Source organism: Streptococcaceae bacterium ESL0729, from assembly GCA_029391995.1.
GTDB lineage: Bacteria > Bacillota > Bacilli > Lactobacillales > Streptococcaceae > Floricoccus.
Map to the genome: position 1 here is coordinate 520299 of CP113924.1, position 25510 is coordinate 545808.

Below are 25510 nucleotides of genomic sequence, written 5' to 3' on the forward strand. Positions count from 1 at the left end.
AACATGGACGTTGATTGCGTTAAAATTTTGAGAGGATGGGTTTGTAGCCTGTTCTAAATTTGGGTGGTACCACGTTTTTCGTCCTGACTCAGGGCGAAGCGTGGTCTTTTTTTATAGAAAAAGAGGGATAGATATGGGTAAGACTTATGTTGGAAACTATGGGCTAGACCAGGTTGGTCAAGAGGTTAAGGTTCAAGGATGGATTGCTAATATTCGTAATCACGGTAAATTGTCCTTTATTGAATTACGCGATAGGGCAGGTATTTTACAGGTCTTTATTGATAATTCCCTTGATAATTTTGAAGAAATTATCCGTCTAAAAAAAGAAAGTATCATTGAAATTTTTGGACAGGTGGTCAAACGTAAGGAGAGATTTGTTAATCCGAATATTGCTAGTGGCCAGGTTGAACTTAGGGCCCAAAAAATTAAGCTCCTCTCATCAAGTAAGGATCTACCCTTTGAGCTTGATGATTACACCCGCACAGGAGATGATCTAAGGCAGCGTTACCGCTATCTTGATCTAAGAAGAAGGAAGATGACTGAGAATATTTTACTGCGTCATCAGGTAACAAAAAGCATTCGTAATTTTTTAAATTCAGAATCCTTTATTGATATTGAGACTCCTTACTTGGGTAAATCAACCCCTGAGGGAGCCAGAGATTTTCTAGTTCCATCAAGGCTTCAAAAGGAACAATTCTATGCCCTCCCCCAAAGTCCCCAGATGCTCAAACAACTCCTAATGGGAGCAGGTTTTGACCGTTATTATCAGCTTGTCCGCTGCTTTAGAGATGAGGATTTAAGAGGAGACCGTCAGCCTGAATTTACCCAGGTTGACTTGGAAGTAAGTTTTGCTAGCCAAGAGGAGATTCAAAACCTAGTTGAAAGAATGCTTAAGGCCGTTGTTAAAGAGGTTAAGGGGGTTGAGCTGGCAAAAGCCTTCCCGCAAATTTCCTATGAAGAAGCCATGAGACGCTTTGGCTCAGACAAGCCAGATACAAGATTTGAGATGGAACTTAAGGATTTGACGGATTTTGAAAGAGATAATCCTTCCCTTTTCATCCAAAAGGCTTTAAAGTCTGATGATGGCATGTTGGGTGCCCTCGTTTTAAAAGAAGGAGCCAAGCGATATTCTAAGCGAGAAATTGAACAGCTTAAAAAATATCTTTTGGAGTTTGGTATTGATGGATTTGCTAGCAGTCAAATTGCAGATAAGTCCTTTGGTGGAAGTTTGAAGTCAATGTTTAAGGGTCATTCAGCTGAGTTGCTGAGCTACTTAGAGGCAGATGATGGGGACTTGGTTTTCCTCGCAAGTGGAGTAAAAGATAGGGTTCGTAAGGCTCTAGGAGCTTTAAGATTAAGGCTTGCCAAGGAAAATGACCTGATAGATGAGGAAGCCCTTAATTTCTTGTGGGTGGTGGACTGGCCCTTACTTGAATGGAATCCTGATGAAAAAAGGTATCAAGCCATGCACCATCCTTTTACCAAATCATGTGCCTCTAGCCCTGAGGAACTTAAACATGAGCCAGAAAATCAAAAAAGTTATGCCTATGATATCGTCTTAAATGGTTATGAAATCGGAGGTGGAAGCCTTAGAATTCATGAAAGAGAGATGCAGGAGGTCATGTTTGAACTCTTAGGAATGGAAAAAGCAGAATATGAAAGGGACTTTGCCTTCTTCTTAGAAGCTCTTGACTTTGCCTTTCCACCCCACGGAGGCCTTGCCCTGGGTCTTGATCGCTTGATCATGCTTCTTGCTAAGGAGGACAATATTCGTGAGGTGATGGCCTTTCCTAAGAACGGTATGGGTCGGGACTTGATGGTTGAGTCACCAGCCCTTGTCGCAGAAGACCAATTGAGGGAGCTTAGTCTCTAATAATTACAGATATTTTGTAGAATAAGTAATATTTATTATTCAATCTGCTAATATTTTTGGTAAAATAGGGAGATAATTAGTAAAAGGAGAAGAAATGAGTAAAATAACTGAAGAAGAAGTGCGTCATGTTGCCCACCTGTCTAAGTTGCAATTTGATGATGCTGATGTGGAAAAATTTACTGACCAATTAGGAAAAATTATTGAAATGGTTGAATTACTCAGCGAAGTTGATACAGAAGGGGTTGAATTTACAAGTAATGTTTCTGATAACCTTAACTTTATGAGAGAAGACGTTGCCCTTCCAGGTTGGAATCGTGATGAACTTATGAAAAATGTTCCAGAATCTGAGGATGGCTACATTAAGGTACCAGCAATTCTTGACGGTGGAGGAGATGCATAATGGCAACGATTAAAGAATTACATGAAAAGTTAGTTAAGAAGGAAATATCAGCCTTAGAATTAACCAAAAGTACCCTAGAAGGTATCAAAAAGCGTGAAGGAGCAGTTGACTCATTCATTACTATTACTGAAGAACATGCTCTTAAACAGGCAAGGGAGCTTGATGAGCGTGGAATTGATGCTAATAATCTTTTAGCGGGTATTCCAATTGCAGTTAAGGACAATATTGTAACCAAAGATATTCTAACAACTGCTGCCAGCAAAATGCTTTATAACTTTAATCCAATCTATGATGCAGGATCTGTTGAAAGACTTTATGACAATGACATGATTATTGTTGGTAAGACAAACATGGATGAGTTTGCCATGGGTGGTTCAACTGAAAACTCAGCCTTTAAGGCTACTAAAAATGCCTGGGATCATTCTAAGGTTCCTGGGGGTTCATCAGGTGGGTCAGCCACAGCTGTTGCATCAAACCAGGTTACCCTATCTCTTGGATCTGATACAGGAGGCTCAATCCGCCAACCAGCAGCCTTTAATGGTGTTGTAGGTCTTAAGCCTACTTACGGGCGAATTTCTCGTTATGGCTTGATTGCCTTTGGAAGCTCTTTGGACCAAATTGGGCCTTTCTCACAAAATGTTGAAGATAATGCCCACTTACTAAATGCAATCTCAGGACATGATGTGCGTGATTCAACATCATCAAAAGTTGCTATTCCTGACTTTGCAAGTAAGATTGGTAAAGATATCAAGGGAATGAAGATCGCTTTACCCAAGGAATACTTTGGTGAAGGAATTGATGAGGGTGTTAAGGAGCAAATTCTTGCCGCAGCTAAACATCTTGAATCTCTAGGTGCTATTGTTGAAGAGGTCAGCCTACCGCATTCAAAATACGGGGTTGCTATCTACTATATCATTGCGTCAAGTGAAGCATCATCTAACCTTCAACGTTTTGATGGTATCCGCTATGGCTTCCGAGCTGATGATATTGAAAATCTTGATGATGTCTACCTTAAATCACGTAGTGAAGGATTTGGTGAAGAGGTTAAACGCCGGATTATGCTTGGAACCTTCAGCCTTTCATCAGGCTACTATGATGCCTACTTCAAAAAAGCTGGTCAGGTTAGAACCCTTGTTATGGAAGATTTTGCCAAAGTCTTTAAGGACTACGATATTATCTTAGGCCCTACAGCTCCAACTGTAGCCTATGACCTTGGAAGTCAAAATCATGATCCTCTTGCCATGTATCTAGCTGACCTTCTTACAATTCCTGTAAACCTTGCTGGACTTCCAGGTATCTCAATTCCTGCAGGTCAAGTTGATGGTCTTCCAGTTGGAATGCAGTTAATCGGTAAGGCCTTTGATGAAGAGACTATTTACCAAGTAGCAGCAGCTTTTGAGGCTACAACTGACTTCCACAAGAATAAACCAATCATTTTTGAATAGAAAGGACTTCTAAAATGAACTTTGAAACTGTCATTGGACTTGAAGTCCACGTTGAGTTAAAAACAAACTCAAAAATCTTCTCTACTGCACCAGCTCATTTTGGGGCTGATCCAAATACCAACACAAATGTCGTTGACTGGGGTTATCCAGGGGTGCTTCCTGTTATGAATAAGGGAGCTATTGAATCAGGAATTAAAGCTTCTTTAGCCTTAAATATGGATATCCACCAAAGCATGCACTTTGACCGTAAAAACTATTTTTACCCAGATAATCCCAAAGCCTACCAAATTTCACAGTTTGATGAGCCAATTGGCTACAATGGATCAATTGAAATTGAACTTCCAGATGGCAGCAAGAAAAACATCCGTATTGAACGTGCCCATTTGGAAGAAGATGCTGGTAAAAATACCCACGGAGTTGATGGTTACTCATATGTTGATTTAAATCGTCAGGGAACACCTCTTATTGAGATTGTATCAGAAGCTGATATGAGAAGTCCTGAGGAAGCTTATGCCTATCTAACAGCTCTTAAGGAAATTATCCAATATACTGGTATTTCTGATGTTAAGATGGAAGAAGGATCAATGCGGGTTGACGCCAACATTTCCCTTCGCCCTTACGGTCAAGAAGAATTTGGTACCAAAACTGAGCTTAAAAACTTGAACTCTTTCAACTATGTTCGTAAGGGATTAGCCCATGAGGTAGAGCGTCAGGCTAAGGTCCTTCGTTCGGGTGGTTTAATCCAACAGGAAACACGCCGTTATGATGAAGCAACTGGGGAAACAATTCTCATGCGTGTTAAAGAAGGATCAAGTGACTACCGTTACTTCCCAGAACCAGATCTTCCTCGTTTCGAGATTGAGGACTCATGGATTGAAGAAGTTCGTACAACCCTTCCAGTATTTCCAAAAGAGCGCCGCCTGAAATATATTTCAGAACTTGGCTTATCTGATTATGATGCTATGCAAATTACTGCCAGCAAGGAAGTTTCTGACTTCTTTGACCAAGCTACTCAACTTGGTGGAGATGCAAAACTTGTTTCCAACTGGCTTCAAGGTGAGGTTGCCCAGTATTTAAATGCTGAAGGACTTGAACTAAAAGACATCAAGCTTAGCCCGGAAAATCTTGTTGAAATGATTTCTCTGATTGCAGATGGAACAATTTCAAGTAAGATTGCTAAAAAAGTCTTTATCCACCTAGCAAAAGAAGGTGGTAGTGCTGAAGAATTTGTTAAATCAGCAGGACTTATCCAAATCTCTGACCCAGCAGTTCTTATTCCAATTATTCAAGAAGTCTTTGAAAAGAATGAAAAAATTGTGAATGACTACAAGGGTGGAAATAAAAATGCAGCCAAGGCCTTCATTGGGCAATTGATGAAACAGACTAAGGGACAAGCCAACCCACAAGTCCTTCAACAATTACTTAATGCTGAACTTGAAAAATTATAAAATAAAAGCAGCCTAGTCTGCTTTTATTTTAGTTGCCAATCAATTGACTATATATGTAAAAAGTGTTTTACTTGTTGTAAGCTAAAGAAAACTATCGGAGGTAGAAAATGAAAAATCGAATTAAAGATTTCCGAAAAAGTATGAAATTTTCACAAGAAGACCTGGCAAAATTAACTCATGTGAGCCGTCAAACAATCAATGCCATTGAAAATGACAAGTACGATCCAGAACTTGCCTTAGCTTTTAAGTTGGCAAGGGCTCTTGACATTACCGTTGATGAACTTTTTGATTACCAAAATAGGAAGAAGGAGGATAATGTCCTCTGGTGCTCAAAATACCACTGTGAACTGTGGGAAAAACAGGACAATTCAAAGTCCCTGGCCTGATTTGATTATTTGAAAGCTTTACCATTATTACAGGCTTCCTAATGTCTACTTCAAGAAAGGCTTGTAAAGGAGATTTTTGAGTAATTGTCATAGACTTTACTTATTGGCTTTGTTAGAGTTAAGAACTGCCAAATAGCTTAAAATGGTGTATACTGGCTTCAGTACACCATTTTTTGTTGAAAAAATTTAGATAGGAAGTAATATGGATATCAAGCACCTACGTTATGTTGTAGCAATTGCCAATACAGGAACCTTTAGGGAGGCAAGCGAGCAACTCTTTGTTAGCCAACCTAATTTATCAATTTCCATTAAGGATCTTGAGGGCAAGCTTGGCTTCCAGGTCTTTGAAAGAACTAATAGTGGGGCTGTTTTGACACCCAAGGGGGAACGTTTTTATGAGCAGGCACAAATTATTCTTAGAAACTTTGAATCCTTTGAGTCAAGATATACCAAGAGCGAGGAAGTTTCCAAGAGCTTTTCAGTCGCTAGCCAGCATTATGATTTTTTAGGACCAGTGGGAGTTGACTTTGCTGAAAAAAATCCTGACCTGAAGAATTTTAGGATTTTTGAAAGTACGACCTTCAATATCTTAAGTGAGGTTGCTGATGGCCATAGTGAGGTTGGAATTGCCTATCTTAATAAGGATAACCGGGCTGGTATCATGAGGATGCTTGACAAGCTTGAGCTTGAAAAGATTGAGTTGATGACCTTTAAAACTCATATTTATGTCAAGAAAAACCATCCCTTGACCAAGAAGGACAGGATTTATACGGATGATTTAAAGTCTTTAAGTCGGGCAAGATTTACCCAGGAAAGTGACCAGTATCTTTACTATTCGGAAGACTTGGTTGAAACCTTTGAGGATACTTTGATCTATAATGTAACAGACAGGGCAACCCTTAATGGAATTCTTGAAAGAACGGATTCCTATGCTACTGGAAGTGGCTTTATTGACAGTGAAAGTGTCCATAATATTTCAGTCTTGTATTTGGAGGATGGGCTTGAAAATGACCTGATCTTATTTAAGCAAAAAGGGCATGACCTGAGTAAATTAGCTCAGTCTTTTAGAGCCAGTCTTGATAGTTATTTTGATAAAAATAAATTTTAGTAGCTAGATTTTTTAGAAAAAATACTGTAAAATAAGCTAGTCAAATAAATCACTAAAAGGAGATACCATCATGGTAAAATTAGTTTTTGCACGTCACGGACTTTCTGAGTGGAATGAAAAAAATCTTTTCACTGGTTGGGCTGATGTAGACCTAGCTGAGCAAGGAACACAAGAAGCAATTAAAGCAGGGAAACTTGTTAAGGAAGCTGGAATCAAATTTGATGTAGCTTACACTTCTGTTCTTAAACGTGCTATCAAAACTACAAACTATATTCTTGAATACTCAGATCAACTTTGGGTACCAACTCTTAAATCTTGGCGTCTAAACGAACGTCACTACGGTGGTCTTACTGGTCTTAACAAGGCTGAAGCTGCTGAAGAATTTGGAGATGATCAAGTTCTTATCTGGCGTCGTTCATACGATACACTACCACCAAACATGGACCGTGACAACGAATACTCTGCACACTCAGACCGTCGTTACGAAAGCCTTGATGACTCAGTTATTCCAGATGCTGAAAACCTTAAGGTAACTCTTGAACGTGCCCTTCCTTTCTGGGAAGATCACATTGCACCAGCACTTAAAGACGATAAAAACGTTCTTGTTGGAGCTCACGGAAACTCAATTCGTGCCCTTGTAAAACACATCAAAGGTCTTTCTGATGATGAAATCATGGGTGTTGAAATTCCAAACTTCCCACCACTAGTATTTGAATTCGATGAGAACTTAAACCTAGTTAAGGAATACTACCTAGAAGAAAAATAAGAAAATGGGTCCCATGACCCATTTTTTTGTGCCATTTTTGTATCTTTTTTTAGGCCTCTAAAGGAGCTGTTGGTAAAATTGAGCAATCTTTTCCTACTTTAAATATTGCTTAAAATAGTGTAGAATAGACAGGTATTTGAGGTGGATACATATGTCTAAATTTAACAATGAAAAAAATAAAAGTAAAAAATTAGGTGAGTCAGTAAGAGCCATTCCAACCAGGATAAATTTGCTGTTTTTTGTAATCTTTACCCTGTTTATTATCCTGATTGCCAAGCTCTATAATATGCAGATAATTCACTATGATTTTTATGTAAAAAAATTAAAGGAGTCAGGCTCTGTTGCCAAGGTCATCGAAGCAAGCCCCAGGGGGCAGATTTATGATGCAACAGGTACGCCCCTAGTAACCAATAAGGCAAAAACGGCCATAAAATTTACCAGATCAAATAATGTTACTGCTGGTCAAATGAGAGAGGTAGCAGAAAAACTTGTACCCATCCTTCCTAATGCCTTAGAAGATGAGTATTTATCTGAAAGAGATAAGAGGGATTTCTTCCTGGCTGATCCAGACAATCTTCGTAAGGTCCAAGAAAGGCTTACAACCGAGGATAAGTATGACCAAAAGACTGGTGATAGGCTTTCAGAGGGTGAGATATACACCAATATTATTTCAAAGGTAACTGAAGAGGAGGTTGCCTACAATGCTGATGAGCTTGAGGCCGCAAGAATTTATAAGAAAATGAATGCAACCTCAAATTTTAATACAAGTACACTTGTATCAGACAATCTATCAGATACCCAGGTCGCAAAGATTGCTGAAAATGAGAAAAATCTTCCTGGGATTAGCATTGGGACAGATTGGACTAGGTCATATGCTGATACAGCTTTAAGGCCAATCCTTGGGACAATCTCTTCTGAAAAATCAGGTATTCCAGCAGAAGACCTTGATGATTATCTAGCCAAGGGTTATTCAAGAAATGACCGAGTTGGAACAAGCTACATTGAAAAGAGCTATGAAGAATACTTACAAGGATCTAAGACAGTAAGTGAAGTTTATCTGGACAAGGACGGAAATGTAAGTAGCCAAAAGGTTCTTTCTGAAGGAAAAAGGGGTAACGATGTTAAGTTGACCGTTGACCTAAAATTCCAATCAGGTGTTCAAGATATCCTCCAAAGATACTTTGATGAGGCTAAATCTTTAGGGATTGCCAATGTCTCAGAAGGAGCCTACGCTGTGGTTATGAATCCTAATGACGGCTCTATTCTTGCCATGGCAGGACTAACGCAGGACATCCAAACGGGAGAAATTGCCAAAAATAGCCTGGGAACCTTTACCGGTGCCTATGTTCCAGGTTCTGTCGTCAAGGGAGCAACCATCACATCAGGCTGGCAAAATGGTGTTTTATCAGGTAATGAAGTTTTAATCGATCAGCCCATTCAAATCGCTGGAAGTGCGGTCAAACAATCATGGTTTACCTACGGTGGAAAACTTGCCATCAATGCAGTTCAAGCCCTTGAGTATTCATCTAATACCTACATGCTACAGATTGTCCTAAAAATGCTTGGCCAACCTTACAGCTATAATATGGGGATTGACTTGACCAATAAGGACAAGGTTTTTGATGAACTAAGGGCAACTTTTGGTGAATATGGTCTGGGAGTTAAGACAGGTTTTGACGTAAGTGGAGAAACCCGTGGTCTTATCCCAAGTGCTGACTCATCAAGTATTGGTGCCCTACTTGATTTAAGCTTTGGTCAGTACGACACTTATACTACCTTACAATTGGCTCAATATGCTTCAACTGTAGCCAACGGGGGAACCCGTTATGCACCACATATTGTCAAGGGAATTTATGAGAATCAAGAAGAAAATGTCCTTGGTAAGGAACTTAAACTAATTGATCCTCAAGTTGTCAATAAGGTTAATATCTCACAAGCTCAAATGGACATTATCAAGGAAGGTTTTTATGAGGTTGTTCACGGAAGCGGCTATGCGACTGGTACAGTTATCAGGCAGGGTGAAAGTGTTCCAATCTCTGCTAAAACAGGGACTGCTGAAACATTTGCTCGTGATGCTAGTGGAAACCTTGTTACAACGACAGCTAATAATGTTGTAGCCTATGCACCAAGTAATAATCCACAGATTGCCCTTGGTGTCATGATTCCCAACCTAACTGACGGTAATTCAGGGGTCAACCAAAAAATTGCCCGTGATATCGTAAACTTATACAATAGTATGTACGGATTTAAGTAAAGGAGGCCCAAGTGTATTATCCCCAACCAATAGCCAGGCTAATTGAGAGTTATAGTAAGCTTCCAGGTATCGGACAAAAGACTGCAACCAGGCTAGCCTTTTATACCATCGGGATGGAAGATGAGGATGTAAATGCCTTTGCTAAGAACCTTCTATCAGCCAAAAGGGATTTAAAATTTTGCACTATTTGTGGTAATTTAACGGATACAGATCCCTGTGGTATCTGTACAAGTGATAGTAGAGACAAGACGACCATTCTAGTTGTTGAAGATAGTAAGGATGTTTTAGCCATCGAAAAAATTAGAGAATATAATGGTCTTTATCATGTGCTTCAGGGAACCATATCACCCATGAACGGGATCTCCCCTGATGACATCAATGTAAAAAGTCTTATAACACGTCTTAGGGATACAAGCATCAATGAGGTTATCCTAGCAACTAATGCAACAAGTGAGGGTGAAGCTACATCAATCTATTTATCAAGGCTGATTAAGCCGGCTGGAATTAAAGTTACCCGCCTGGCACGTGGACTTGCGGTTGGTAGTGACATTGAATATGCTGATGAGGTTACCCTCCTTAAGGCTGTAGAAAATAGGAAGGAAATTTAATTCATGAAGGAAGTTTTAATTTTACTGTATGGTGGTCGTAGTGCTGAACGTGAGGTATCAGTCCTGTCAGCTGAAAGCGTGATGAGGTCAGTTGATTATTCAAAACATTTGGTAAAAACTTATTTTATAACCAAAGATGGTGATTTTATTAAAACTCAAGTTTTTAGTGAACAACCAGCAGCGGATGAAAAACTAATGACCAATGAGACAGTTAAGCTGGATCAAAAAATTAAAGCAAGTGATATCTTTGAAGAGGGAGCAGTAGTCTTTCCAGTCCTCCACGGTCCTATGGGAGAGGATGGCTCAATTCAAGGTTTCTTAGAAATTCTTAAAATGCCTTATGTTGGACCAAATATTACAGCAGCTAGCGTTACCATGGATAAGATTATGACCAAACATGTTCTTGAAACTGTTGGGGTTCCTCAAGTTCCTTATGTGGCAGTTATTGGTCGTGAAGCCATGAGTGAAAAAATGAAGGAAGTAAATGAAAAACTTACCTATCCTGTTTTCGTAAAACCTGCCAACATGGGTTCAAGTGTTGGAATTTCAAAGGTTGAATCAAATGATGACCTTGAAGCTGGTCTTAATGAAGCCTTTAAGTTTGATGGCCGTGTCCTGGTTGAGCAGGGAGTTGATGCCCGTGAGATTGAGGTTGCAGTCCTTGGAAACCTTGAGGTCAAGTCTACTTTAGCTGGTGAAGTTGTTAAGGACGTAGATTTTTATGACTACAATTCCAAGTATATTGACAACAGGATTACCATGGATATTCCAGCCCATATTGATGCACCCGTTATGGAAAAAATGCGTCATTATGCAGAGCTTGCCTATAAGACAGTTAGTGGAAGTGGCCTTAGCCGTTGTGACTTCTTTTTAACAAAAGATAATGAATTTTACTTGAATGAAATTAATGCCATTCCAGGATTCACCCAATTTTCAATGTATCCCCTTCTTTGGGAAAAAATGGGACTTAGCTACCCTGATTTAATCGAAGAGTTGATTAGACTAGCCAAGGAAGCCTTCAATGAGCGTGAGGAACATTTAAAATGAAGTTAAGTTTATATGAAATAGCAAAAGTAGTCGGGGCAAAAAACAAGGTTGAGGAATTTTCTGACCTTGAACTTACTGGTATTGAATTTGACAGTAGAAAAATTACAGCAGGAGACCTTTTCTTACCTTTAAAAGGTGAGCGTGATGGCCATGATTTTATTTCCAAGGCCTTTGAAAATGGGGCAGGAGCCACCTTGTCTGAAAAAGATCTTGAAGGTCATACCTATCTCTTGGTTGATGATGTCCTCAAGGCCTTTCAAGACTTGGCCCGATATTATTTGGATAAAACAGGGGCTGATGTTATTGCCGTAACTGGTAGTAACGGAAAAACGACCACCAAAGATATGATTGCTTCAGTCCTTGAAACTAGCTTTAAGACCTATAAGACTCAAGGGAATTATAACAATGAGATTGGCCTTCCTTATACAGTCCTTCATATGCCTGAAGCTACTGAAAAATTAGTCCTTGAAATGGGGCAGGATCATCTGGGGGATATCCATACTCTTAGTCAGATTGCAAGACCCAAGATTGCTGTTCTTACCATGATTGGTGAAAGCCATATTGAGTTCTTTGGCAGCCGCGAAAAAATTGCTGAGGGTAAGATGCAGATTACTGATGGGATGAAAGCTGGGACGCTTATTGCTCCTGCTGACAAAATTATCAATCAGTATTTGCCAGAAAACCAAAAAATTGTCCGTTTTGGACCGAATGAAGATATTTTTATTACAAACCTTTATTCCCACACGGACTATCAAACATTTGAATTAAACTTCATGGACCGCGAGCTGACAGTACCATTACCAGGGAAATTCAATGCCACCAATGCCATGCTTGCGGCCTACGTTGGCCATATTGAAGGCGTAAGTGACGAAAATATAAAACGCGGGCTCCAAGAGGACCTTAGAGTTACTGGAAACCGCACCGAGTGGCTTGTAGCCGCAAACGGGGCAGATATCCTATCAGATGTCTACAATGCCAATCCAACGGCCATGCGTCTAATGCTTGAAACCTTCCAGGAGCTTGCAAACAATCCTGGCGGCAAAAAAGCAGTCGTTCTAGCTGATATGAAGGAGCTTGGTGAAAGCTCAAACATGTATCATTCAATGATGATTACAGCACTTGACCCTGAAAAAATTGACCGTCTCTACCTTTACGGGGAAGAGATGGAAGCTTTGGTTGACTATGCCAAGGACATTTTTGAAAAGGGACATCTTAAGTTCTACCGCAAAGACGATGAGAAAGATGAGCTTGATGATTTAATCAAGGATGTAGCTGAAGATCTGGGTGAAAATGACCAAATCCTTCTTAAAGGAAGTAATAGCATGAATTTAGCTGAGGTTGTCAAGGGACTTTTACCCAAAGAATAATCACTAGAATACGCTGTTATAATATAACAACGGAGAAAGAATAATAATGAATCTACAAGAAGAAGTAAATAAGCGTCGCACCTTTGCGATTATTAGTCACCCGGATGCCGGGAAGACGACTATCACTGAGCAACTTTTGATGTTCGGTGGTGCCATCCGTGAAGCTGGAACGGTTAAGGCCAAAAAATCTGGAACCTTTGCCAAGTCTGACTGGATGGAAATTGAAAAACAACGTGGGATTTCTGTAACCAGCTCTGTCATGCAGTTTGACTATGCTGGTAAGAAGGTAAACATCCTTGATACCCCAGGGCATGAGGACTTTTCAGAAGATACCTACCGAACTTTGATGGCTGTGGATGCTGCTGTTATGGTAATTGACAGTGCAAAAGGTATTGAGGCCCAGACCAAGAAACTTTTCAAGGTTGTAAAAGACCGCGGAATCCCAGTCTTCACCTTCATCAACAAACTTGACCGGGACGGGCGTGAACCTCTTGAACTCTTAGAAGAGCTTGAGGAAACACTTGGTATTTTAAGTACACCGATGAACTGGCCAATTGGGATGGGTAAAGCCTTTGAAGGACTTTACGACATGCACAACCACCGTATTGAACTCTTCAAGGGAGATGAGCGTTTTGTTGAGCTAAATGAAGAAGGTGAAGTACCTGAAAATCATGAACTACGCAACAACCCATTTTACAAGCAGGCATTAGACGACATTGAGCTAATCCAAGAAGCCGGAAATCCCTTCTCTGAAGAAGAGGTAATCCTAGGTGAGTTAACACCTGTCTTCTTTGGGTCAGCCCTTACAAACTTTGGTGTCCAAACCTTCCTTGATACCTTCTTAGAATATGCACCAACGCCTCATGCCCACAAGACCACTGATGGTCATGAGATTAGCCCCTATTCTGAAGACTTCTCAGGATTTGTCTTCAAGATCCAAGCCAACATGAACCCAGCCCACCGTGACCGCATTGCCTTTGTCCGCATTAGTTCAGGAACCTTTACCCGCGGGATGGATATCCGTCTTCCCCGAGCTAAAAAGAAGATGAAGCTATCAAACGTGACTCAGTTTATGGCTGAAAGTCGTGAAAACATTGAGACAGCAGTAGCAGGAGACATCATCGGGGTCTATGATACTGGAACTTATCAGGTTGGAGATACTCTATTAACTGGTAAGCAAAACTTTGAGTATGAGCCTTTACCAACATTTACCCCTGAATTATTTATGCGTGTCAGTGCTAAAAATGTCATGAAGCAAAAGAGCTTCCACAAGGGAATTGAGCAGCTGGTACAAGAAGGTGCCATCCAGCTCTACCAAAACTATCAAACCAATGAATATATGCTGGGTGCTGTCGGACAACTTCAATTTGAAGTCTTCCAGCACAGGATGATTGGTGAATATAATGCAGAGGTTGTTATGACTCCAATGGGGAACAAGACAGTCCGCTGGATTAATCCCGAGCAGCTTGATGAAAAAATGAGCTCCAGCCGTAACATTTTAGCCCGTGACCGTTTTGGAAATCCCCTTTTCCTATTTGAAAATCAATTTGCAGAACGCTGGTTTGCCGACAAGTACCCAGATGTGGAGTTAAGCTCGACACCACCAACTGCGTAAGATAAATAAAAAAACATCCTAATGGATGTTTTTTTGTATGGCAAGAAATTAATTGCTTCCTCCTTTGTCTCCATTAGCACCTTCTTCAGTACCTGGATTCCACCAAGAGGCATGGGCATTTGTACTTTTGACTTTTAAATTAAATTCATTAACAAGTTCTTGGGGGGCATTATCCCAGCTATAGCTACTTGTTAGTTGGGCGTGGGTTATGATTCGAAAGTCGGTTGACGGAAAGAGGCAGCTGACTATTGTTAATTCAGGGTTTTCACTTGGATTCAAAACAGATGTAGTATTTTTTGTTACTAAAGTTTGGCCAGTTATTTGGTACTCATAGATGCCGCTTGCATTGGCAAGGAGGACAGTTTGGCCGTTCAGCCAATCAGATCCAGATAATTTTCCGTTGATGATATAGGGTGAATCATTATTTATTTCCTTCTGTAGGCCACTAAATCCAGTCTTGCCATCATTGAAGTTGTGGGCGGCTAGCCCATAATTTCCTTGTCCCATGACAGGGACAGTTGATCCAAGTGGGTCAAGCTGGGATTTATTAGCGTAGTTGGCTCCAGCGTTTAGTCCCGCATCACTATAAGCATCATTATAGATGGGAAGAAGGATATTTCTACTTGGAATAGATACAAACCCTTGTTTACTAAGACCTGGTACAGCCTGACGCATGACCATTTTTTCTATATCAAGGCGAGAGCTGTCATCATGAGCGGCCAGTTTATTTTCTTCATTCTGCCTGTAGGAGTTTACCACATCTAAAACTTTATTTTGGACGGCAAATGTGTTCTTTTGGTACAAAATTTGCATGCCTATGCCTAAAGAAGACAGGATGAAAGCCAGTAAAATTGTGTTTATGATTAATTTTTTATAGGTGGTGGGATTTTTCCTAAGCCTTGAAAAGATAAATTGGAGCAGGCAGGCTAGGGGCAAGGAGATAAGTAAAATGAATAATATTTCCGAAAGGCCATATTGATCGTTGGTAGCTTGATTGATTGCTAAAATTGGCAAGTTTAACATGGTTAGAATCCTTATTAATCTGTATTTGAGTAAGTATTTTACCGGCAGCTGATAAATTATAAGTGGTAAATTAAACTTATCTTTGATTTGCGTTATTATATCATAAAAAGTTTAGAATCCTTTTTAGGTGGGTCATAATGGATATGAAAATAGGATGATTTACTAGACCATCCTATTTTTCTATTTAATCTGCCCTTCTAAATTGTTTATAGGCTAGAATCATACTTGTTGTAGCGAGGAGGAGAAGGAGGCAGCTAAGTTTGAAGCTATCTTCCCTTTTAGTTCCTGTACTTGGTAATTCCGTCTTTACTGGAGTCTTTTGGTCAACTTGTGGATTTATTTGCTTGTGTTTGTCGTCGTTAGAAATAGTGTCTGCCTTTGTTGGGCTGGTGCTTGTTTCCTTTGGTGTGTGACTATTAACAAGATCATATCCCTTGATACTTGTAATATAGCCATCAACAGCATCTTCACTAATTGTATAATTTATTTTCTGCCCGTCTTTATACTCTGGCAAATCAGTAAATTCGTACTTCCAATTATGAACTGTTTGTAATAAAAGTTATATATTGCAAAAACAATACTCGTGCATTTTAACACTTTTTACTTAAAAATTGAATTCATCCCCCTTGTTAACCTATTATTGGCTCACTTATTGAAGATTCACTAACTCTTTGATAAGATTTAGAAAAGATGTCTAGGCTAACTAAAGGAGCTTTCATGGTAAAAATATATCTTGAAATTATTCCTCCAGGGGAAGAAGAGGAGATAAGCTGTCGTTTGCATGCTCTTAGTGACTTTCGAAAGGAGCTTTTGAGTAAGTTAGAAGTAGATGAGAACATCTATTTTTTAGGGAAAAAGGAAGGTAAACTTTATAAGCTATCAATAGACGAGATATTTTATGTTGAATCAGTTGATAAAAAAACCTTTGCCTACAGTGAAGGGGAGGAATTTGAGTTAGATGATAGACTTTATGTGATTGAAGATAAGTTGAAAAATTGTCAATTTATCCGTATCTCAAAATCCATGCTTGTAAATATTGAAAAAATTTCAATGATTCATCCCAGCCTAAGTGGCCGTTTTGAAGCCCAGCTTACAAATGGTGAGCGTGTAAAAATAACAAGAAAGTATGTTCCAGATTTAAAGCGGGCCTTTGGTCTAGGGGGAGATAAGTGATGATCAGGCAGATAATCAAAATCTTTAGTAATTTTTCAGTAGCAACCACCATAATACTTCTGGCAAGTATTCTTACAGGTACAAGCTTGGACAACAGTTTAGTTGGTCAAATAATGATCACAAGTCTTGTTAGTGCAATTTTTTGTATGACTTTTTTAAATCTATTTGATTTTGCCTTTAAAAGTATTTTAGCTCTTTTGGGCGTTCTTCTAATTGTTGGCAGTGCAAGCCTTCTTTTTGACTGGAAAACTCCACTCATCATGCTTGCTAGCTCTCTTGTAATGACCGCAGTCATTATCGCAGCCAATTACAGGATGGATAAAACAACAGCTGACGAACTAAATAGGCAGATAAAGACCAGAAAGAGTCACAAGAAGTAAATGTAAAAAGTCTCCAAGTGCATCTTGGGGGTCTTTTTTTGCAGGTCAGTTGATTTGAATGTTTTTTTGATAAAATTTTTGTTAGGATAAAAAAAGATTGGAGGATATTTTATGGCTCAAGATGAATATCTACTGGAAGCAAAAAATTTATCAAAAACCTATAAGGATAGGCAGGTGGTTAAAGATATCAATTTAACCATAAAAAAAGGAAGCTTTACAGCACTTTTAGGAACTAATGGGGCTGGAAAGTCAACAACCATTTCCATGCTGACCCTCTTAAGGAGACCAAGCTCTGGATCTATATCTTACGATGGTCTTTCCTCAGATAAGGACAGCAGTAAAATTAGGTCAAAGATTGGTCTTGTATCCCAAGGAAGTTACCTTGATGATGTTTTGACTGTTGAAGACAATCTTTATATGTGGGCTGGCTTATATAAGGGGATTAGCAGGGAGCGGATTAAGGAAGTAGTTGGTCTGACCCAGCTTGATGATATTCTTAAACATAAGGTCAAGGAGCTTTCAGGGGGGCAAAGAAGAAGGGCTGATATCGCCCTAGCCATCCTTCATCAGCCTGAAATTCTTTATCTGGATGAGCCAACGACAGGCCTAGATATCCAAACAAGGACGGCCGTTTGGGAGCTACTCCAGGAGATGAGAGTAAGTGAGGGACTAACAATCTTCTTGACCAGCCACTACCTGGACGAGGCAGAGTCAGCAGATAATGTCTACATCATTGATGGCGGGAAAATCATAGCCCATGGCTCGGCGGCTGACTTAATAAGGCAATATTCCAAGAAAAGATTATCCATCCTGGATGGGGATTTTGATCAAATCAAAAGAATCCTTAAACTTAGTCAGACAACATTTCCCATTTCACTTGATTTTGACGACTCTATTGCTGCAATAGCTACCCTTGAACAGTTGAAGGTCTATATTAAAGATTTTACCTACCAGGGAGGGAATATGAATGATGTCTTTTTAAGTCTAACAGGAAGGGAGATGCGTTAATGAAAGCACTAATGATGAGAAACTTAAAACTCTATTTTAAGGAACCTCTAGCAATTTTCTTTTCTCTTTTGAGCTCCCTGATTATTTTAATCCTCTATTTTGCCTTTTTAAGGGAGGGTTATTTGAGCAATTTGTCGGGACTTCCTGGGCGTGATAAGTTTTCAGACCTTTGGCTTTTGGCAGGCCTTCTTGCTGTAACAGGTATTACAGTTTGTTTTCAGTCTATGGCACAGCTTGTAATTGACCATTCAAGCGGCAAGCTGCAGTACTTTAGATTGACCGATACTAGGGCTTCAGCCATCTATCTAGGCTACTTTTTTTCAAGCTTTATCATCGGAAGCCTGATGCAAATTTTAATCTACCTTATATCAGCTGGCGTTTTTTACATCAAGGATGGCTTAATTCCAGGAGTTCATAACCTTCTTCCTTTGATTATAGCCATTTTGCTAAATAGCCTTTTATCAGCCAGCCTAGGTCTTGTAATCACAGGTCTTGTGAAAGCTAGGTCTAGCTTGAATTCGCTTGGAACAATCATCGGTACCCTGTCAGGTTTTTTGACTGGGGTCTATATTCCTATCGGAAGCCTTCCCAATTTGGGGCAAAATATCATCAAATTGTTCCCGGGAGCCTATAGTGCAGCCCTTTTTAGGGAAATTCTCTTAAAAGACCAACTTACAGACACTTTTAAGCAGCTACCAGCTGCTGCTCAAGATAGCTACCGTGAGATATTTGGCATTGGTTTAAAGCTTAACGGTCAATTGACCACACCCCTTGAAAATATTTTAATCATTCTCACATCATCCATAGTCCTTGCCCTCTTGTCAATTTTTATTATCAGGCGAACCCTCAAAAAGGGATTAGACTAGTCAGGTTTTTGAGGATAATTTTTCTTGGAAACGAATTCTTGGTTTTTCTTCTATTAATTAACTATTACTTGTGGTATACTTGTACAGTTGCCTGATTGAGGTAATTATAACTCGATGGAGTATTTGGATTTAGCGTTTTGGGCTTCGTTGCTTGAAATGCAACAAGTTTTTTGTAAGAGTAGAATTTACTCGGAAACGATTTTAAGAGAAACGATAATGATGCCTAACCTTTCGCGGGCTAGCCATCTAATTATAGGCAGGATATGAAGGGACTTCAGATTCCTAGCACTTTATGAAAAACTATTATAAAAAACTATAAATAACCGAAAACTCCACTTATTTGAATGGAGATTTAATGAAATTTAATGAATTAGGATTGTCAGAAGACATTCTTACAGCAGTTGAAAAAGCCGGTTTTGAAACACCGTCACCAATCCAAGAAGGAACTATCCCACTAGCAATCGCAGGACGCGATGTTATCGGACAAGCCCAAACTGGGACTGGTAAAACAGCTGCTTTTGGACTTCCAACACTTGACAGAATTGACGTCAACGGTGGAATCCAAGCCCTAGTAATTGCCCCAACTCGTGAACTTGCGGTTCAATCGCAAGAAGAACTTTTCCGTTTTGGTCGTGAAAAGGGAGTTAAGGTGCGTTCAGTTTACGGTGGATCAAGCATCGAAAAACAAATCAAGGGACTTAAGTCAGGAACTCACATCGTTGTGGGAACTCCAGGACGTCTTCTTGACCTTATCCGTCGTCGTGCCCTTAAACTTGACCAAGTAAAAGTACTTGTTCTTGATGAGGCAGACGAAATGCTTAACATGGGATTCCTTGAAGATATCGAAGACATTATCAAGGCAGTTCCAAATGAACGTCAAACCCTTCTTTTCTCAGCTACAATGCCTGATGCCATCAAACGTATCGGTGTTAAATTCATGAGCAATCCTGAACACATCAAGGTAGCTGCAAAAGAAATGACAGCTGATAACATCGAACAATTCTACATCCGTACAAAAGAATTCGAAAAATTCGATGTCCTAACACGCCTTCTTGACGTTGAACGTCCTGAGCTTGCAATCATCTTCGGTCGCACAAAACGCCGTGTTGATGAGCTTACTCGTGGACTTAAACTTCTCGGATACCGCGCTGAAGGAATTCACGGAGACCTTGCCCAACAAAAACGTATGAGCGTTCTTCGTGACTTCAAAAATGATAACCTTGATATCCTAGTTGCGACTGACGTTGCTGCCCGTGGACTTGATATCTCAGGTGTAACTCACGTTTACAACTACGATATCACTCAAGACCAAGAGTCATACGTTCACCGTATCGGACGTACTGGACGTGCTGGTAAATCAGGCCAGTCAATCACTTTCGTTACTAATAACGAAATGGGTTACCTTAAGGCCATTGAAAAACTTACCAAAAAAGAAATGACTGGTATGCGTCCACCAACAAAAGAGGAAGCATACAAGGCTAGTCTCTCAGTAGCATTTGATGAAATCAGACGCGACCTTGCGGACGAAAAAGTTGTTTCAGGACTTGGTAAATTCGACAAGGATGCTGAGCAACTTCTTAAGGAATACTCAGCTGAAGAGCTTGTAGCCCTTCTTCTTAAGGCTAAGGTTAAGGACCCTGACAACCAACCTAAGGTTGATATCGCAGCTGAAAAACCACTTCCATTTAACAATGGTTCTGGCAAAGGTGGTGGACGTGGTGGAAACCGCGGAAACAACCGTGGCGGTAACCGTCGTGGTGGTTATAAGGGACGTGGCGACCGCAATGATCGTGACCGTAACCGTAATGACCGCAATAGCGATAATAAGAAAAAAGGTTATTATCAAAACGACAAGAAAAAAGCTCATCCTAAGGGACAAGAGAAAAAAGCTGGTTTCGTAATGCGTAACCGTGGTGACAAATAAAAAAGAAGCTAGTACCTTAGGGTATTAGCTTTTTGCATGTTGACCTTACAAATCTGTAAGTTTATTTAATCTTTTAGCTGCTATAATAGTTGAGAAGTCTGCTCCTTGATTAGAGCCTTTGGCTAATCCCTGTAATTATGGTAAAATGTTCACAGAAAATAAATTCTAGGGAGACTATTAATGAAGAAATTTGCAATTATTTTAGCTGCAGGTAAGGGAACACGGATGAAGTCGGACCTTCCTAAGGTTCTTCACGAGGTTACAGGAAAGACCATGCTTGACCATGTTCGTGTAGCTGTTTCAAGTATAAATCCAGATGAGGAAGTTTTAGTTATTGGTCACAGGGCAAGTGATGTCCTTGATAGCTTGGATGACCAGCCAAAGAGCGTTCGCCAGGACGAACAACTTGGAACAGGTCATGCAGTCCAGATGGCTGCCCCTTTGTTAGGCCAAGAAGAAGGAGTGACTCTAGTAATTGCAGGAGATACTCCCTTGATTACTGGTCAGACCCTAGAAAAACTTTTTAACTACCACCAGGAAGAAGGAGCTACAGCTACTATTTTAACTGCCCTTGCTGATGATCCAACAGGCTACGGCCGTATCATTCGTGATAAGGGTCAGGTAGCTAAGATTGTTGAACAAAAAGACGCCAGTGCTGAAGAAAAACTAGTCCCTGAGATTAACACAGGAACATATCTCTTTGACAACAAGGCCCTCTTTGATGCCCTGACTAAAATTAATAGTGACAATGCTCAAGGTGAATACTATTTAACAGATGTCATTGAAATCTTTAAAAAGGCTGGTCAAAAGGTTGCAGCCTATACCTTAGAGGACTTTGATGAAAGCTTGGGTGTAAATGACCGTCCTGCCCTTGCCCAGGCAGAAAAAATCATGCGTGCACGAATCAACAACAAGCACATGATTAACGGTGTTTCCCTTATTTCACCTGAAACAACCTACATTGATTCAGATGTTACCATCAAAGCAGATACAGTAATTGAAGCAAATGTTGTTCTTAAGGGGAGGACTGAAATTGGCTCACATGTCTTAATCACTAATGGTAGCCGGGTTGAGGATTCAATTATCCGCAACCATGTTGAAATCCGTAATTCAACAGTTGAAGAAAGTGTCATGGAAGAAGGGTCAAATATTGGACCTTACGGCCACCTTCGTCCAGGTACCATCCTCCACGAAAATGTTCATATTGGAAACTTCGTTGAGGTTAAGGGTTCAACCCTAGGTGCTGGTACCAAGGCAGGACATTTGACCTACATTGGTAATGCCACTGTGGGCGAAAATGTAAACTTTGGTGCAGGAACAATCACGGTCAACTATGACGGAAAAAACAAGTACCGCACAGAAATTGAAAATAATGCCTTTATTGGAAGTAACTCAACTCTTGTTGCCCCAATCTACATTGGAAGTAACAGCCTGACAGCTGCAGGTTCAACCATAACCTCAGATGTACCCCAAGATACAGTAGCCATCGGACGTGCCCGTCAGGTTGACAAGCACGGGGCCGCTAAAAAATTACCTCATTATAAAAATTTAAAGGACTAGAAGGGTTAGGTAGAGGCATGGAGTTTAAAGATTTTGAAGAAAAAACCATCAAAAGAACCGATATTTTTAAAGGCCACATCATTGATGTTAAGGTGGATGAGGTAGAACTACCTCAAGGCCTTGGTACCTCTCGCCGCGAGCTTATCTTTCATCCTGGAGGGGTTGCTCTTTTACCCATCACAAAAGATGATAAGGTAATTCTCGTCCGTCAGTTTAGAAAGGCCCTTGAAGAGGTAATCTATGAGATTCCTGCGGGAAAGCTTGAAGCTGGTGAAAAGAAGGATCTAAAGGGTGCGGCCCTTCGTGAACTTGAAGAAGAGACAGGCTTTACCTGCCAGGACATCAAATTAATTTCAGCCTTTTATACGGCACCAGGATTTTGTAACGAAAAACTGTACCTTTATCTAGCAGATGATTTAATCAAGGTTGAAAATCCTCGTCCGCAAGATGATGACGAGGTATTAGAATTAGAATATTTCAGTTTGGATGAGTGTAAGGAGCTGATAGCTAGTGGGCAAATAGCTGATGCTAAGACAATCATCGCCATCCAGTACTGGGAGTTAAATAAAAAATAATAACAGGAGGGTATATCTTGCCTAAGCCCATTTTAACGGATGAGATTATACGAGAACACAAAAATAAGGAAAAACGCCTGGACCGTCAAATCAAGGAAGAGATGATGGATGACACCAAGCTTATCAGGAAGTATGATAAGCTTGAGCGTGACCTGCAAAAAAAACAGGTTCATAAGAGTCGCCGGATTGAAAATGCAAAAAGAAGCGAGCGAAATAAAAATATCAACAAGTGGATTTTCATCCTAATTATTTTAATCTCCCTTTTGACCTTTGCCGTCCTTAAGTTATAAGGATTCATCTTCAGCAAAAAAATTAATTTTTTGAGGTCGTGATATCTAAAGGTGTTGAAATTAATGTGGTGGGTAAATCTAATACACTACTCACATTTATGCACATTGTAGAAAGCAGTAAAAATGAAAATTGGAATAATCGCTGCCATGGACGAAGAACTTCGCCTGCTGACTGAGAATTTACAGTCCAGTCAAAAAGCCATGGTTCATGGAAATGTCTACTATGAAGGCCTTCTTGGTCGTCATGAGGTTGTCCTTGTAAAATCAGGGATTGGAAAGGTCATGAGTGCCCTTGCAGTTGGTATTTTGGTGGATCGATTTAAGGTTGATGCCATCATTAATACTGGTTCTGCTGGAGGGGTCGGTGCTAATCTTTCTGTGGGTGATTTGGTCATAGGAGACCGTCTTGCCTATAATGATGTTGATGTCACAGCATTTGGTTATGCTTACGGACAGATGGCTGGTCAAGAACTTTACTATGAATCAAGTAAATATTTCGTGTCTGAGCTAAAAAAAGTAACCGATGATCAGGCCAAGGTTGGTCTTATTACAAGTGGCGATAGCTTTATTTCTAGTCAGGAAAAAGTCAACCAAATTAAGGAACACTTTCCGCAGGTCTTGGCTGTTGAAATGGAAGGGGCAAGTATAGCCCAAGCAGCTCATAATCTGAACAAACCCTTTGTCATCTTAAGGGCCATCAGTGACAATGGTAATGAGGAAGCAAGCGTAAGTTTTGATGACTTTATCATTGAGGCAGGCAAAAAATCAGCCCAGGTTATTTTAGACCTATTAAAGGAGATGAAGTAGAGCTAGGTGCTCTACTTTTTTTACGTATAAAAGGTTATAATAGACAGGTGAAACTTTAGACATGAGGGCTTAAAAAAGCCTGGATAAAGAGAAAAGGAAAGAATTATGTATACAGCAAAAAATGATGATGGCCTTGCCCTTCATACAGACCTCTACCAAATTAATATGATGGAGACCTATTTTGAGATGGGTATTTCTGAAAAAAGAGCCGTTTTTGAGGTTTATTTTAGAAAATTACCCTTTGAAAATGGTTATGCCGTCTTTGCAGGCCTTGAAAGGATTGTCGATTACTTGAGCAATCTTAAATTTACAAAAAAAGATTTGGCCTATCTTGAAGATTTGGGCTATTCAAGAAAATTTTTGAACTACTTGAGATGTATGAAATTTACCTGTACGGTAAACAGTGCTCGTGAGGGAGATTTAGTTTTTCCAAATGAACCCATTCTTCAGGTTGAAGGTCCCATTGCCCAGTGCCAATTGATTGAGACCGCCATCCTAAATATCATCAACTTTCAAACCTTAATTGCAACCAAGGCTGCAAGAATTAGATCAGTTATTGATGATGACCTTCTTCTTGAATTTGGGACAAGAAGGGCCCAGGAGATGGATGCTGCCCTTTGGGGAGCACGGGCTGCAGTTATTGGTGGGGCTGATGCGACCAGCAATGTCCGTGCTGGAAAATTATTTGGCATTAAAACAAGTGGTACTCATGCCCATTCCCTGGTTCAAGCTTACGGTAGTGACTACGAGGCTTTTAAGGCCTATGCCAAAACCCACAAGGATTGTGTCTTTTTGGTTGATACCTTTGATACCTTATCAATCGGGGTACCAGCAGCCATCAGGGTGGCCCGTGAACTAGGTGATACCATTAATTTTCTTGGTGTAAGAATTGACTCTGGTGACATGGCCTACCTTTCCAAAGAAGTTAGAAAGCAACTTGATGCGGCAGGTTTTGAACAGGCAAAAATCTATGCTTCAAATGATTTGGATGAAAATACCATCTTAAATTTAAAGATGCAGAATGCAAAAATTGATGTCTGGGGAGTTGGAACCAAGCTAATAACGGCCTATGACCAGCCAGCCCTTGGAGCGGTCTACAAACTTGTGGCCTTTGAGGGAGAAGACGGTATCTTGGAGGATAGGATAAAACTTTCAAATAATGCAGAGAAGGTATCGACCCCTGGTAAAAAACAGGTTTGGCGGATTACCAGCAATAAAAGAGGCAAGTCAGAGGGTGATTATATAAGTGGTGCCTCTGAAAAAGTGGCAGAACTTGATGAAATCTTCATGTTCCATCCAACCTACACCTATATAAACAAAAAATTAACTGATTTTGAGGCGGTCCCCCTTTTAGTCCCAATATTCAAGGATGGCTACTTGGTTTATGAGCTTCCAAATCTTGAGGAAATAAAACTTTATGCCAAGGAAGAGTTGGGAAAACTATGGGATGAGTACAAGAGACTCTTAAATCCAGAGGATTATCCAGTTGATTTATCACAGGAAATTTGGGATAGGAAGATGAACTTGATTGAAGAAGTTAGAAGTCAGGTGCAAAAAAAGATAAAGAAAGATAAGGAAGATAAATAA

23 protein-coding genes and 1 pseudogene are annotated in these 25510 nt (G+C 40.0%); 22 read left to right on the plus strand and 2 right to left on the minus strand.

Annotated features, from left to right (window positions below; all coding sequences use genetic code 11):
• Positions 1-133 precede the first annotated feature (133 nt).
• The 12 genes from aspS to OZX68_02720 all read left to right on the plus strand — a co-directional run bounded on the left by aspS (position 134) and on the right by OZX68_02720 (position 14317).
• Positions 134-1873, plus strand: coding sequence for an aspartate--tRNA ligase (gene aspS / locus OZX68_02665; GenBank protein WEV61147.1), 1740 nt, complete (start codon positions 134-136; stop codon positions 1871-1873).
• Positions 1874-1967: 94 nt separating this feature from the next.
• On the plus strand, positions 1968-2273 hold the full coding sequence (gatC, locus tag OZX68_02670; GenBank protein ID WEV61148.1) for an Asp-tRNA(Asn)/Glu-tRNA(Gln) amidotransferase subunit GatC: 306 nt from the start codon (positions 1968-1970) through the stop codon (positions 2271-2273).
• Complete coding sequence (gene gatA / locus OZX68_02675; GenBank protein ID WEV61149.1) at positions 2273-3718, plus strand: Asp-tRNA(Asn)/Glu-tRNA(Gln) amidotransferase subunit GatA; 1446 nt, start codon at positions 2273-2275, stop codon at positions 3716-3718. The genes gatC and gatA overlap by 1 nt, the downstream gene beginning before the upstream one ends.
• 14 nt (positions 3719-3732) lie before the next feature.
• Positions 3733-5166, plus strand: a complete 1434-nt coding sequence (gatB, locus tag OZX68_02680; protein ID WEV61150.1) for an Asp-tRNA(Asn)/Glu-tRNA(Gln) amidotransferase subunit GatB — start codon at positions 3733-3735, stop codon at positions 5164-5166.
• A gap of 107 nt (positions 5167-5273) precedes the next feature.
• Positions 5274-5552, plus strand: a complete 279-nt coding sequence (locus tag OZX68_02685; GenBank protein ID WEV61151.1) for a helix-turn-helix transcriptional regulator — start codon at positions 5274-5276, stop codon at positions 5550-5552.
• A gap of 202 nt (positions 5553-5754) precedes the next feature.
• A complete protein-coding gene (locus OZX68_02690) occupies positions 5755-6660 on the plus strand; it encodes a LysR family transcriptional regulator (GenBank protein ID WEV61152.1) in 906 nt (301 codons plus the stop codon).
• 70 nt (positions 6661-6730) lie between these two features.
• Positions 6731-7426 (plus strand): phosphoglycerate mutase, encoded by a 696-nt coding sequence (locus OZX68_02695; protein ID WEV61153.1) that lies wholly within the window; start codon positions 6731-6733, stop codon positions 7424-7426.
• A 151-nt stretch (positions 7427-7577) separates the two neighbouring features.
• Positions 7578-9680 carry a penicillin-binding transpeptidase domain-containing protein gene (locus OZX68_02700; GenBank protein ID WEV61154.1) on the plus strand — a complete coding sequence of 701 codons (2103 nt, stop codon included), beginning with the start codon at positions 7578-7580 and terminating at the stop codon, positions 9678-9680.
• An 11-nt stretch (positions 9681-9691) separates the two neighbouring features.
• Positions 9692-10288 carry a recombination mediator RecR gene (recR, locus tag OZX68_02705; protein WEV61155.1) on the plus strand — a complete coding sequence of 199 codons (597 nt, stop codon included), beginning with the start codon at positions 9692-9694 and terminating at the stop codon, positions 10286-10288.
• A gap of 3 nt (positions 10289-10291) precedes the next feature.
• Entirely contained in the window at positions 10292-11335 is a 1044-nt protein-coding gene (locus tag OZX68_02710; protein WEV61156.1) for a D-alanine--D-alanine ligase, read from the plus strand.
• Entirely contained in the window at positions 11332-12702 is a 1371-nt protein-coding gene (locus OZX68_02715) for a UDP-N-acetylmuramoyl-tripeptide--D-alanyl-D-alanine ligase (GenBank protein WEV61157.1), read from the plus strand. The genes OZX68_02710 and OZX68_02715 overlap by 4 nt, the downstream gene beginning before the upstream one ends.
• Positions 12703-12748: 46 nt before the next feature.
• Entirely contained in the window at positions 12749-14317 is a 1569-nt protein-coding gene (locus OZX68_02720; protein ID WEV61158.1) for a peptide chain release factor 3, read from the plus strand.
• Positions 14318-14365: 48 nt separating this feature from the next.
• Here the strand turns inward: OZX68_02720 and OZX68_02725 are convergent, their stop codons facing one another.
• Together OZX68_02725 and OZX68_02730 are read right to left on the minus strand one after the other, a co-directional pair.
• Positions 14366-15340, minus strand: coding sequence for a class A sortase (locus OZX68_02725; GenBank protein WEV61159.1), 975 nt, complete (start codon positions 15338-15340; stop codon positions 14366-14368).
• Between the two features lie 184 nt (positions 15341-15524).
• Positions 15525-15872: pseudogene (locus tag OZX68_02730) on the minus strand (Cna B-type domain-containing protein).
• 185 nt (positions 15873-16057) lie between these two features.
• Between OZX68_02730 and OZX68_02735 the strand changes: the two are divergent.
• The 10 genes from OZX68_02735 (at position 16058) to OZX68_02780 (ending at position 25510) form a co-directional block, all read left to right on the plus strand.
• Positions 16058-16513: a LytTR family DNA-binding domain-containing protein gene (locus OZX68_02735; GenBank protein WEV61160.1), complete on the plus strand. Its 456-nt coding sequence runs from the start codon at positions 16058-16060 to the stop codon at positions 16511-16513.
• Positions 16513-16893 carry a hypothetical protein gene (locus OZX68_02740; GenBank protein WEV61161.1) on the plus strand — a complete coding sequence of 127 codons (381 nt, stop codon included), beginning with the start codon at positions 16513-16515 and terminating at the stop codon, positions 16891-16893. Before OZX68_02735 ends, OZX68_02740 begins: the two co-directional genes overlap by 1 nt.
• Before the next feature lie 111 nt (positions 16894-17004).
• Positions 17005-17901, plus strand: coding sequence for an ABC transporter ATP-binding protein (locus tag OZX68_02745; GenBank protein ID WEV61162.1), 897 nt, complete (start codon positions 17005-17007; stop codon positions 17899-17901).
• On the plus strand, positions 17901-18767 hold the full coding sequence (locus OZX68_02750) for an ABC transporter permease (protein ID WEV61163.1): 867 nt from the start codon (positions 17901-17903) through the stop codon (positions 18765-18767). Before OZX68_02745 ends, OZX68_02750 begins: the two co-directional genes overlap by 1 nt.
• Before the next feature lie 355 nt (positions 18768-19122).
• Entirely contained in the window at positions 19123-20691 is a 1569-nt protein-coding gene (locus tag OZX68_02755; protein WEV61164.1) for a DEAD/DEAH box helicase, read from the plus strand.
• Between the two features lie 180 nt (positions 20692-20871).
• On the plus strand, positions 20872-22251 hold the full coding sequence (gene glmU / locus OZX68_02760) for a bifunctional UDP-N-acetylglucosamine diphosphorylase/glucosamine-1-phosphate N-acetyltransferase GlmU (protein WEV61165.1): 1380 nt from the start codon (positions 20872-20874) through the stop codon (positions 22249-22251).
• Positions 22252-22268: 17 nt separating this feature from the next.
• Positions 22269-22826, plus strand: a complete 558-nt coding sequence (locus tag OZX68_02765) for an NUDIX hydrolase (GenBank protein WEV61166.1) — start codon at positions 22269-22271, stop codon at positions 22824-22826.
• A 17-nt stretch (positions 22827-22843) separates the two neighbouring features.
• The gene (gene macP / locus OZX68_02770; protein ID WEV61167.1) at positions 22844-23116 is read left to right on the plus strand and encodes a cell wall synthase accessory phosphoprotein MacP; all 273 of its coding nucleotides are present in this window, start codon (positions 22844-22846) and stop codon (positions 23114-23116) included.
• Positions 23117-23239: 123 nt separating this feature from the next.
• Positions 23240-23923 carry a 5'-methylthioadenosine/adenosylhomocysteine nucleosidase gene (locus OZX68_02775; protein ID WEV61168.1) on the plus strand — a complete coding sequence of 228 codons (684 nt, stop codon included), beginning with the start codon at positions 23240-23242 and terminating at the stop codon, positions 23921-23923.
• A gap of 105 nt (positions 23924-24028) precedes the next feature.
• A complete protein-coding gene (locus tag OZX68_02780) occupies positions 24029-25510 on the plus strand; it encodes a nicotinate phosphoribosyltransferase (GenBank protein WEV61169.1) in 1482 nt (493 codons plus the stop codon).

What these genes read in the sequence shown, in the direction of transcription:
- OZX68_02765 (WEV61166.1), top strand. Translation starts at nt 22,269, where the DNA reads ATGGAGTTTAAAGATTTTGAAGAAAAAACCATCAAAAGAACCGATATT.
- OZX68_02735 (WEV61160.1), top strand. Translation starts at nt 16,058, where the DNA reads ATGGTAAAAATATATCTTGAAATTATTCCTCCAGGGGAAGAAGAGGAG.
- aspS (WEV61147.1), top strand. Translation starts at nt 134, where the DNA reads ATGGGTAAGACTTATGTTGGAAACTATGGGCTAGACCAGGTTGGTCAA.
- gatA (WEV61149.1), top strand. Translation starts at nt 2,273, where the DNA reads ATGGCAACGATTAAAGAATTACATGAAAAGTTAGTTAAGAAGGAAATA.
- OZX68_02700 (WEV61154.1), top strand. Translation starts at nt 7,578, where the DNA reads ATGTCTAAATTTAACAATGAAAAAAATAAAAGTAAAAAATTAGGTGAG.
- OZX68_02685 (WEV61151.1), top strand. Translation starts at nt 5,274, where the DNA reads ATGAAAAATCGAATTAAAGATTTCCGAAAAAGTATGAAATTTTCACAA.
- OZX68_02720 (WEV61158.1), top strand. Translation starts at nt 12,749, where the DNA reads ATGAATCTACAAGAAGAAGTAAATAAGCGTCGCACCTTTGCGATTATT.
- OZX68_02690 (WEV61152.1), top strand. Translation starts at nt 5,755, where the DNA reads ATGGATATCAAGCACCTACGTTATGTTGTAGCAATTGCCAATACAGGA.
- gatB (WEV61150.1), top strand. Translation starts at nt 3,733, where the DNA reads ATGAACTTTGAAACTGTCATTGGACTTGAAGTCCACGTTGAGTTAAAA.
- OZX68_02710 (WEV61156.1), top strand. Translation starts at nt 10,292, where the DNA reads ATGAAGGAAGTTTTAATTTTACTGTATGGTGGTCGTAGTGCTGAACGT.
- OZX68_02750 (WEV61163.1), top strand. Translation starts at nt 17,901, where the DNA reads ATGAAAGCACTAATGATGAGAAACTTAAAACTCTATTTTAAGGAACCT.
- OZX68_02695 (WEV61153.1), top strand. Translation starts at nt 6,731, where the DNA reads ATGGTAAAATTAGTTTTTGCACGTCACGGACTTTCTGAGTGGAATGAA.
- OZX68_02725 (WEV61159.1), bottom strand. Translation starts at nt 15,340, where the DNA reads ATGTTAAACTTGCCAATTTTAGCAATCAATCAAGCTACCAACGATCAA.
- OZX68_02745 (WEV61162.1), top strand. Translation starts at nt 17,005, where the DNA reads ATGGCTCAAGATGAATATCTACTGGAAGCAAAAAATTTATCAAAAACC.
- OZX68_02780 (WEV61169.1), top strand. Translation starts at nt 24,029, where the DNA reads ATGTATACAGCAAAAAATGATGATGGCCTTGCCCTTCATACAGACCTC.
- glmU (WEV61165.1), top strand. Translation starts at nt 20,872, where the DNA reads ATGAAGAAATTTGCAATTATTTTAGCTGCAGGTAAGGGAACACGGATG.
- OZX68_02755 (WEV61164.1), top strand. Translation starts at nt 19,123, where the DNA reads ATGAAATTTAATGAATTAGGATTGTCAGAAGACATTCTTACAGCAGTT.
- OZX68_02740 (WEV61161.1), top strand. Translation starts at nt 16,513, where the DNA reads ATGATCAGGCAGATAATCAAAATCTTTAGTAATTTTTCAGTAGCAACC.
- OZX68_02775 (WEV61168.1), top strand. Translation starts at nt 23,240, where the DNA reads ATGAAAATTGGAATAATCGCTGCCATGGACGAAGAACTTCGCCTGCTG.
- gatC (WEV61148.1), top strand. Translation starts at nt 1,968, where the DNA reads ATGAGTAAAATAACTGAAGAAGAAGTGCGTCATGTTGCCCACCTGTCT.
- OZX68_02715 (WEV61157.1), top strand. Translation starts at nt 11,332, where the DNA reads ATGAAGTTAAGTTTATATGAAATAGCAAAAGTAGTCGGGGCAAAAAAC.